This window comes from Pseudomonas sp. HMWF021 (assembly GCF_003061005.1).
Classification (GTDB): Bacteria; Pseudomonadota; Gammaproteobacteria; order Pseudomonadales; family Pseudomonadaceae; genus Aquipseudomonas.
Genome location: NZ_QAIK01000085.1, coordinates 50,636 through 59,255 on the forward strand (window position 1 = coordinate 50,636; position 8,620 = coordinate 59,255).

6 protein-coding genes and 1 pseudogene are annotated in these 8,620 nt (G+C 61.0%); 3 read left to right on the top strand and 4 right to left on the bottom strand.

Annotated features, from left to right (window positions below; genetic code table 11):
- Nucleotides 1–478: 478 nt before the first annotated feature.
- From DBR18_RS11680 to DBR18_RS11695, 4 genes are read right to left on the bottom strand one after another with little or no spacing between them, the layout of a single operon-like run.
- Nucleotides 479–1,531, bottom strand: coding sequence for an extracellular solute-binding protein (locus DBR18_RS11680; RefSeq protein WP_108590429.1), 1,053 nt, complete (start codon nucleotides 1,529–1,531; stop codon nucleotides 479–481).
- 15 nt (nucleotides 1,532–1,546) lie between these two features.
- Complete coding sequence (locus tag DBR18_RS11685; RefSeq protein WP_108590430.1) at nucleotides 1,547–2,335, bottom strand: ABC transporter permease; 789 nt, start codon at nucleotides 2,333–2,335, stop codon at nucleotides 1,547–1,549.
- Nucleotides 2,332–3,249: an ABC transporter permease gene (locus tag DBR18_RS11690; protein ID WP_108590431.1), complete on the bottom strand. Its 918-nt coding sequence runs from the start codon at nucleotides 3,247–3,249 to the stop codon at nucleotides 2,332–2,334. Before DBR18_RS11690 ends, DBR18_RS11685 begins: the two co-directional genes overlap by 4 nt.
- A gap of 1 nt (nucleotide 3,250) precedes the next feature.
- The gene (locus tag DBR18_RS11695) at nucleotides 3,251–4,336 is read right to left on the bottom strand and encodes an ABC transporter ATP-binding protein (protein WP_108590432.1); all 1,086 of its coding nucleotides are present in this window, start codon (nucleotides 4,334–4,336) and stop codon (nucleotides 3,251–3,253) included.
- A 140-nt stretch (nucleotides 4,337–4,476) separates the two neighbouring features.
- Here DBR18_RS11695 and DBR18_RS11700 point away from each other — a divergent pair, with 140 nt between their 5' ends.
- The 3 genes and pseudogenes from DBR18_RS11700 to DBR18_RS11710 all read left to right on the top strand — a co-directional run.
- Entirely contained in the window at nucleotides 4,477–5,166 is a 690-nt protein-coding gene (locus DBR18_RS11700; protein ID WP_007969663.1) for a GntR family transcriptional regulator, read from the top strand.
- A 134-nt stretch (nucleotides 5,167–5,300) separates the two neighbouring features.
- Nucleotides 5,301–7,412, top strand: a complete 2,112-nt coding sequence (locus DBR18_RS11705; protein ID WP_108590433.1) for a PAS domain-containing sensor histidine kinase — start codon at nucleotides 5,301–5,303, stop codon at nucleotides 7,410–7,412.
- 182 nt (nucleotides 7,413–7,594) lie between these two features.
- Nucleotides 7,595–8,620 (top strand): annotated as a pseudogene (locus tag DBR18_RS11710) (excinuclease ABC subunit A); the annotation flags it as partial.

The following is an 8,620-nucleotide window of genomic DNA, read 5'->3' on the forward strand; positions in this document are numbered from 1 at the left end:
ATTCAAGGGTGTACTCAATTTCTGTGAACGACACAGGTCCTTGTGGGAGCTGGCTTGCCGGCGATGGCTGCACCTCGGTTTCAGTGGTGTCTGGTCGGGCCTCTTCGCGAGCAGGCTCGCTCCCACAGGTTCAAGGGTGTACTCAATTTCTGTGAACGACACAGGTCCTTGTGGAAGCTGGCTTGCCAGCGATGGCTGCACCTCGGTTTCAGTGGTGTCTGGTCGGGCCTCTTCGCTGGCAAGCCAGCTCCCACAGGTTCAAGGGTGTACTCAATTTCTGTGAACGACACAGGTCCTTGTGGAAGCTGGCTTGCCAGCGATGGCTGCACCTCGGTTTCAGTGGTGTCTGGTCGGGCCTCTTCGCTGGCAAGCCAGCTCCCACAGGTTCAAGGGTGTACTCAATTTCTGTGAACGACACAGGTCCTTGTGGGAGCTGGCTTGCCAGCGAAGGCCGCGCTGCGGTCTCAAGCGAAATAAGTCAGCCCTTGAGCTTCGACCAGATGCGGTCCTGCAACTCGCGCGACTTGTTGCTGCATTCCTTCTCCGGACGCAGGCGCGAGGCGTATTCCTCGGGCATGTTGATGGCGTCCATGACCTTCCATTTCGGGTCGAGCAACTGGTCGCTATGGATGCCGTTCGCGTAGGCGATGGCGTTGGACACGGCTGCAGCGTTTTCCGGTTTCATCATCCAGTCGATGAAGATCTTCGCGTTGCCCGGGTGCGGCGCGCTTTTCGGCACGGCGAAGTTGTCCTGGAACATCGCCACGCCTTCACGCGGATAGACGTATTTGATGGTGTTCTTTTGCAAGGTCGCGCGGGCGGTGGAGCCGTTCCAGTTCTGCATCATGATCACTTCGCCCGAGGCCATGCGGTCGACGGTGTTGTCGGAGCTGTACATCTTCAGGAACGGTTTCTGCTTTTGCAGCAGTTCGAGGATGCGCTTGGCGTCCTGCGGGTTTTCCGTGCATTCGTCGACGTTCAGGTAGTGGCTGGCGGCGTTGATCACGCTGCTGGAGGTATCGAGGGCAGCGAGCTGGCCTTGCAGTTCCTTGCGCGGCTCGAAGAACTCTTTCCACGAGTCATCCAGTTTGCCGCCGGGCACCCGCGCACTGTCGTAGGAGAAACCGGTGGTGCCCCACAGATACGGCGCCGAGAACTTGCGGCCGGGGTCGAAGCTCGGATCGCGGAACGGGCCTTTGACGTACTGGAAATTGCTCAGGGTCGGGGTGTCGATTTCCAGCAACAGATCCTGCTTGATCAGGGTCTGCATGATCGACTGCGACGGCACGATCACATCGTACGCGGCGCCGCCGGCCTGCAACTTGGCGAGCAGGGTTTCGTTGCTGTCGTAGCCGTCCATGGTCACCTTGATCCCGGTCTCCTTTTCGAACTTGGCCAGCAGATCCACCGGGTAATAGTCGGTCCAGTTATAGAAAAACAGTTCCTTGGGTTCAGCAGCGTGGGCGCCGAACGCGGCGAAACAACTCAGGGCCAGACCGGATACGGCCAGACGCAGGCTTTTGACTTTCATGAGAGCGCTCCAGGTTTATGGTTGTTTGCCGCGTTGGCCCAGCCAGAAGGCCAGCACCACGAGGACGATGGAAATCACCAGCATCAGGGTCGAGATCGCGTTGATCTCGGGCGTTACCCCGGCCTTGATCGCCGAAAAGATGTACACCGGCAACGTGGTCGAACCAGGCCCGGCGACGAAGAAGGTCATGATGAAATCGTCGAGGCTGACCACGAACGCCAGCACCGAACCGGACAACACCGCCGGCCACAGCAGCGGCAAGGTCACGCGGCGAAACACCTGCCACGGGTTGGCGTACAGATCGTTGGCCGCCTCCAGCAGACTCTTGTCCAGATCATTGAGGCGGGCACGGATCGGCAGGTAAGCGAAGGGAATGCAGAAGCCGATGTGCGCGACGATTACTGTCAGCAAACCGAGCTTGATCCCTAGCGCCATGAACAGCAGCAAGGTCGCTACGGCGGTGACGATCTCCGGCAGGATCAGCGGCAGGTTAATCCCGCCTTCGACCATTTTCTGCCCGTAGAACGGCCGGTAGGTTGCCAGTGCCGCGAGCAGCGCAATCGCCGTGGCGCAGACGGTGGCGATGGTCGCGACGATGATCGAGTTCAGCGCTGCGGTCTGGATCGACGGGTTGGCCAGAATCCGTCCGTACCAGGCGAAGGAGAACTCGGTCCACACCGTCGCCGAGCGGTTGGCGTTGAAGCTGTAGACGACCAGCACCAGGATCGGCAGGTACAGATAGGCGAGGATCAGCAGGCTGATTTCCCGGGTCGCCGGAAGTTTTTTCAGATGCAGAGAGATCATGCTTGCGCTCCCCGGTTGAGGGTTTTCGCCGCGCTGCGGCTATAGAGGGCGTAGAGCACCAGCGACAGCAGCAAAATCCCCAGCAACAGGAACGACAGCGAACTGCCCAGCGGCCAGTTGCGTGCTGTGCCGAATTGCTGCTGGATCAGGTTGCCGATCATCAGCGTCTTGCCGCCACCGAGAATCGCCGGGGTGATGAACGCGCCGAGGCTCGGCACAAACACCAGAAGCGCTCCGGCGATCACCCCGGGCATCGACAGCGGCAAAATGATCCGGCGCAGTGCGTGCCAGCGGTTGGCGCCCAGGTCGTAGGCGGCTTCCACCAGACGCCAGTCGAGTTTTTCCAGGGTCGAGTAGATCGGCAGAATCATGAACGGCAGAAAGCTGTAGACCAGCCCGACACTCACCGCGAAGTCGTTGTAGAGCAGGGTGATGCCGCCGGCGCTCGGGAACAGTGCGTTGAGGCTCTGGGCGACCCAGCCCTGTTCGCGCAGGATGATCAGCCACGCGTAGTTGCGGATCAGCAGGTTGGTCCAGAACGGGATGGTGATCAGCAGCACCATCAGATTGCGCCGACGCGGAGTCAGGCTCGACATCCACAACGCCACCGGAAAGCCGAACAGGAAACACAACACCGTGGTGCCACCGGCCTGCAACACCGAGCGCAACAGCGCTTGGGCGTAGACCCAGTTCAGCTCCAGTTCACCGTCGAAGCCCTGCTGGAAAAACAGCTGCACGTAGCTTTGCAATTGCCATTGCGCCTGCCAGTCGACGCCGCCGTAGGTGTTGCGCGGCAGCAGGCTGATGTAACCCATGATCCCCAACGGAATGGCGATCAGGGCGAGCAGGGTCAACACCACCGGGCTGAGCAACAGCGCCCGGTTCAGAGCGGGGGAAGTGCTGCTGACGCTCATCTCAGGCCTCCATCAACAGGCAGGCGTGCGGCGGCAGGTGCACGGCGACACGTTCGCCGACGGCACGACCACGGTTCAGGCCTTCGTTGTTTTCGCGCAGCATGACTTTGACGTCGTTGTTCAGCCGGCACTGGTACAGCGTGGCGGTGCCGACATACAGCACCGCCTCAATGACGCCGCGCAGGTGATGCGGCTGGCTGGCATCCACCAGTTGCGAACGCTCCGGGCGGAAGGCCAACTGCACGCGGCTGCCGTCGAAGCCTTGCGGCTGGCAGGGGATTTCCACGGGCATGCCGTGGGGGACGAAGAGTTTTTCGTTGTGCGCACCGTGCTTGAGCTGACCGGGGAGGAAATTGATATCGCCAATGAATTGCGCGACGAAGCGGTGTCTGGGGTGTTCGTAGATGTCGGTCGGGGTGCCGATCTGCAGGATCTTGCCGGCGGACATCACCGCGATGCGGTCGGACAGGGTCAGCGCTTCTTCCTGATCGTGGGTGACGAAAATGAAAGTGATCCCGGCTTCTTTCTGCACGCGCTTGAGTTCGACCTGCATTTCCTTGCGCAGCTTCAAGTCCAGCGCCGACAGCGGCTCATCCAGCAGCAGGACTTTGGGTTTGGGCGCCAACGCCCGGGCCAGAGCCACGCGCTGTTGCTGACCACCGGACAGTTCGGCCGGTTTGCGCCCGGCCAGATGCTCCATCTGTACCAATGCGAGCATTTCGTTGACCCGATCCGGAATCAACTTGCGTTCAAGACCCTGCATCTCGAGGCCGAAGGCGATATTCTGCGCGACACTCATGTGCGGAAACAGTGCGTAACTCTGGAACACCGTGTTGACCCGACGCTTGAACGGCGGCAGATCATTGACCGGCTCGCCAGCCAGGCGAATCTCGCCTTCACTGACGTGTTCGAAACCGGCAATGGTGCGCAGCAGGGTGGTTTTGCCGCAGCCCGAGGGGCCGAGCAGGGTGAAGAACTCGTTATCGGCGATATTCACCGACACATTGTCCAGGGCCGGTGCGAGGCCAGGGTCCTCGGAGTACCGTTTGGAGACGTTGCGCACTTCAATTGCTATTGGTTGACCCATATTGGTGCAATCCTCTAATTATTGTATGCAATATCTGAATGCAATTTAGAAATACCCGGATTAATCTGCGTGTGCAACCCCCTTTTTCCATGGCCAGTCATCGCCAGGGGCCGGTTGCCTGAGGCTAAAGGAGTGTTGCAATGACCGAGAAAAAACTGGAAACCACGGTCGACCGCGTCTACCAAGGGGTTTACGAGGCGATCAGCAAGCGTTCGCTGCGTCCGGGAATGAAGCTGGGCGAGGCCTCTCTGGCCGAACTGTTCAATGTCAGCCGTACGTCGGTGCGTGCTGCGCTCAAGCAACTGGAGGCCGACGGACTGGTCACCACCGAGCCCAATAAAGGTGCATCGGTGTCGTTGCCGAGCAATGAAGAGATCCGTTCGCTGTTCGAAACCCGGCGCCTGATCGAGATCGGCATCGTCACCGAGCTATGCCGGCGCAAGGACACCGCCGCGATGCAGGACCTGCGCGAACATCTGTTGCTGGAAGACGAAGCCCACGCCGCTGGCGATCACGAACGGCTGATCCATTTGCTCGGCGAGTTCCACATCAAACTGGCGCGCAGTCTCAATAACCCGGTGCTGCTCGACTGGTTCCAGAAGCTGATTTCCCGCGCCTCGCTGTATGCCGCCGCGCTGGATGACGACAGTCACGAAGCCTGCCGCGACGACGAGCACCTGCGGCTGATCGAGTACATCGAAGCGGGCAACCAGAGTGCCGCCATCGAGTTGACCTGCATGCATTTGAACGGCATCGAAAAGGCCATTCTGGACGTCGCGGCGAAGATGAAAACTGGCTACCATCCGCTCAAACACCTGATCGGGGTCTGAACCCGGGCCAGGCATGAAATCGGCTATACCTTCAATGAAACCAATGCGGTCGGCGGCGCTCGAAACAGACGGGCGCCGCGTTCGTCAAGCGTTGCGATTTATCGGGCAGACACCACAGGACACCGAGTCAATCGATGCAGTTTTTATCCGATAGTCACGGGTGTGACGGCTGGAAAGGCGAGATGGCCGGGCGTATTCGTGCGTTCGACTGGAGCGACACCGAACTCGGTCCGCTGCAGAACTGGCCTGCGAGCCTGTGCAGCGCGGTGCAACTGATGCTGGCGTCGCCGTTGCCGATGGTCATGCTCTGGGGCCACGCCGGGTACATGATCTACAACGATGCCTACTCGCAGTTTGCCGGTGGTCGCCACCCGTATCTGCTGGGCTCGCCGGTGGAACTGGGCTGGCCGGAAGTCGCCGATTTCAACCGGCATGTGGTGGACACCTGCCTGGCGGGCGGCACCTTGTCCTACCGCAACAAGGAACTGGTGCTGCTGCGCGATGGCGTGCCCGAAGACGTCTGGATGGATCTGTATTACAGCCCGGTAGCCAACGATGACGGTGTGCCCGCCGGGGTGATGGCGATGGTGGTCGAAACCACCGAATTCATGCGCTCCGAACAGCTGCGTCAGGCCGCTGAAGATGCTTATCGCGCCGATAACGAACGGGTGCGGCTGGCGCTGAATGCCGGAGCCTTGCTCGGCTCGTTTGTCTGGGACGTGAAAAATAATGTGCTGTCCGCCGACGAGCGTTTCGCCCGCACGTTTTCGTATCCGCCGGAGCAGGATCTGAGCAACCTGCCGCAATCCTTCACTGAATCGCGCATTCACCCCGACGACCTGGCGTGGGTGCAGGACCGGGTCAATCATTCGCTGCACACCGGAGAGCCGTACAACGCCGAGTACCGCGTGCGGCGTGCGGACGGCAGTTATCTGTGGGTGCTTGCCAGCGGCGCGTGCGAGTTCGATGAACAGGGCAAGCCGTTTCGTTTTCCCGGCGTGTTGATCGACATCCACGAGCGCAAGAACGCTGAAGAATCCCTGCTCAAGTTCACCCGCAACCTTGAACAACGGGTGGCCGATGAGGTGGGCGCGCGGCTGGCGGCCGAAGAGCAACTGCGTCAGTCGCAGAAGCTCGAGGCCATCGGTGGCCTCACCGGCGGCGTGGCTCACGACTTCAACAACCTGCTGCAGGTGATTGCCGGCAATCTGCATTTGCTGGCGCGGCATGAGCCGGACAACGCCAACGTGCAACGGCGGGTCAGTGCCTCGCTGGCAGCGGTCGAGCGTGGGGCCAAGCTGTCGTCGCAACTGCTTGCTTTTGCCCGGCGTCAGCCGTTGTCGCCGGCGGTGTGCGATCCGCGGCAGATCTTCGATGGTGTCGGTGAATTACTCCAGCGTGCGTTGGGCGAAACCATTCAGATCGACGTGCAGTTGCCGCAGGAACCGTGGCACATCAACGTTGATCGCAATCAACTGGAAAACGCCATTCTCAACCTGGCGATCAATGCCCGCGATGCGATGAAGGGCGAGGGCACGATTGTCCTCAGCGCCCTCAATACGCGGTTGGACAGCACTTTTTGCGCGGGCAAAGGCATTGTTGCCGGCGATTTTGTGCGAGTGGTGGTCAGCGATACCGGCGCAGGTATTGCGCCGCACATGCTTGAGCAGGTGTTCGAGCCGTTCTTCACCACCAAGGCTGACGGGCAGGGCACCGGGCTCGGTCTGAGCATGGTGTTCGGTTTCGTCAAGCAGAGCGGCGGCCACGTCGAGATCGACAGTACCGTGGGCGAGGGCACGCGGGTGCAACTGTACTTCCCGCGCAGCCTGCGACCGATTCTTGAAGAGTCATCCTGTGTCGGCAAGCAGCAGGGTGGCGGCCACGAAACCATTCTGGTGGTCGAGGACAACGACGCAGTGCGCGCCTCGGCCGTGGAGTTGCTGCGCGAAGAAGGTTATCGCGTGCTGACCGCCGGCAACGGCGACATGGCGATGCAGATGCTGCTGGAAGGTATCGACGTGGATCTTATTTTCACCGACGTGGTCATGCCGGGGCTGATCAAGAGTTCCGATCTGGCAGCCTGGGCCAAGGTGCAGACGCCGCCGGTGGCGGTGCTGTTCACCTCCGGGCACACCCGCGACATCATCTCGCGCGACCATCAGTTGAGCCCGGACACGCATTTGCTGGGCAAACCGTATGGCCCGGAGGCGTTGTTGCAGATGATTCGGTCGGTGCTCAGTGCCTAGCCGGCTAATCCCCCATTCTTTGTGGAGAGGGGATTTATCCCCGATGGAGTGCGCAGCACTCCCCAGCATTTTTCCAGCTACACGGCATTTGCAGTGATTGCGCCGGCTGCGCCGCCGATCGGGGATAAATCCCCTCACCACAGGGTTCAGCTTCGACCCCCATTTTTCTGCAGGGACCGCCAATGACTTCCAAGCGTAATTCCAAAGCACCCGCCGGCATGGTTCGGGTGCGTGGCGCCCGGGAACACAATCTGAAGAACGTCGACGTCGATATTCCCCGCGATGCGCTGGTGGTGTTCACCGGGGTGTCCGGTTCGGGCAAGTCGTCGCTGGCGTTCTCGACCTTGTACGCCGAAGCCCAGCGACGCTATTTCGAATCCGTGGCGCCGTATGCGCGGCGGCTGATCGATCAGGTCGGCGTGCCGGATGTCGACTCCATCGAGGGCCTGCCGCCCGCCGTGGCCCTGCAACAGCAACGCGGCACGCCAAGCACGCGGTCGTCGGTGGGCAGCGTGACCACGTTGTCGAGCCTGATTCGCATGCTCTATTCCCGCGCCGGCAGTTATCCGCCGGGGCAACCGATGCTGTACGCCGAGGATTTCTCGCCGAACACCCCCCAAGGCGCCTGCCCGGAGTGCCACGGCCTGGGGCGGGTCTACGAGGTGACCGAGGCGCTGATGGTGCCGGATCCGAACCTGACCATCCGCCAGCGCGCCGTGGCGTCCTGGCCGCTGGCATGGCAGGGGCAGAACCTGCGCGACATCCTCGTAACCATGGGCATTGACGTCGATATTCCCTGGAAGAAACTGCCGAAAAAGCAGCGTGACTGGATTCTGTTCACCGAAGAAACCCCGACCGTGCCGGTGTACGCCGGGCTGACCCCGGAAGAAACCCGGGTCGCCCTCAAGCGCAAGATGGAGCCGAGTTATCAGGGCACTTTCACCGGCGCCCGGCGTTACATCCTGCACACCTTCACGCATTCGCAAAGTGCGTTGATGAAGAAACGCGTTTCGCAGTTCATGCTCGGCAGTCCGTGTCCGTTGTGCGACGGCAAACGCCTCAAGCGTGAAGCGCTGTCGGTGACCTTTGCCGGTTACGACATCGGCGAACTGTCGCAGATGCCGTTGCTGCAAGTGGCCGAGGTGCTGCGGCCAGTGGCGGCGGCCACCTATCTGGAACACGCCGAGGAAACCGGCGAAACCCTGAGC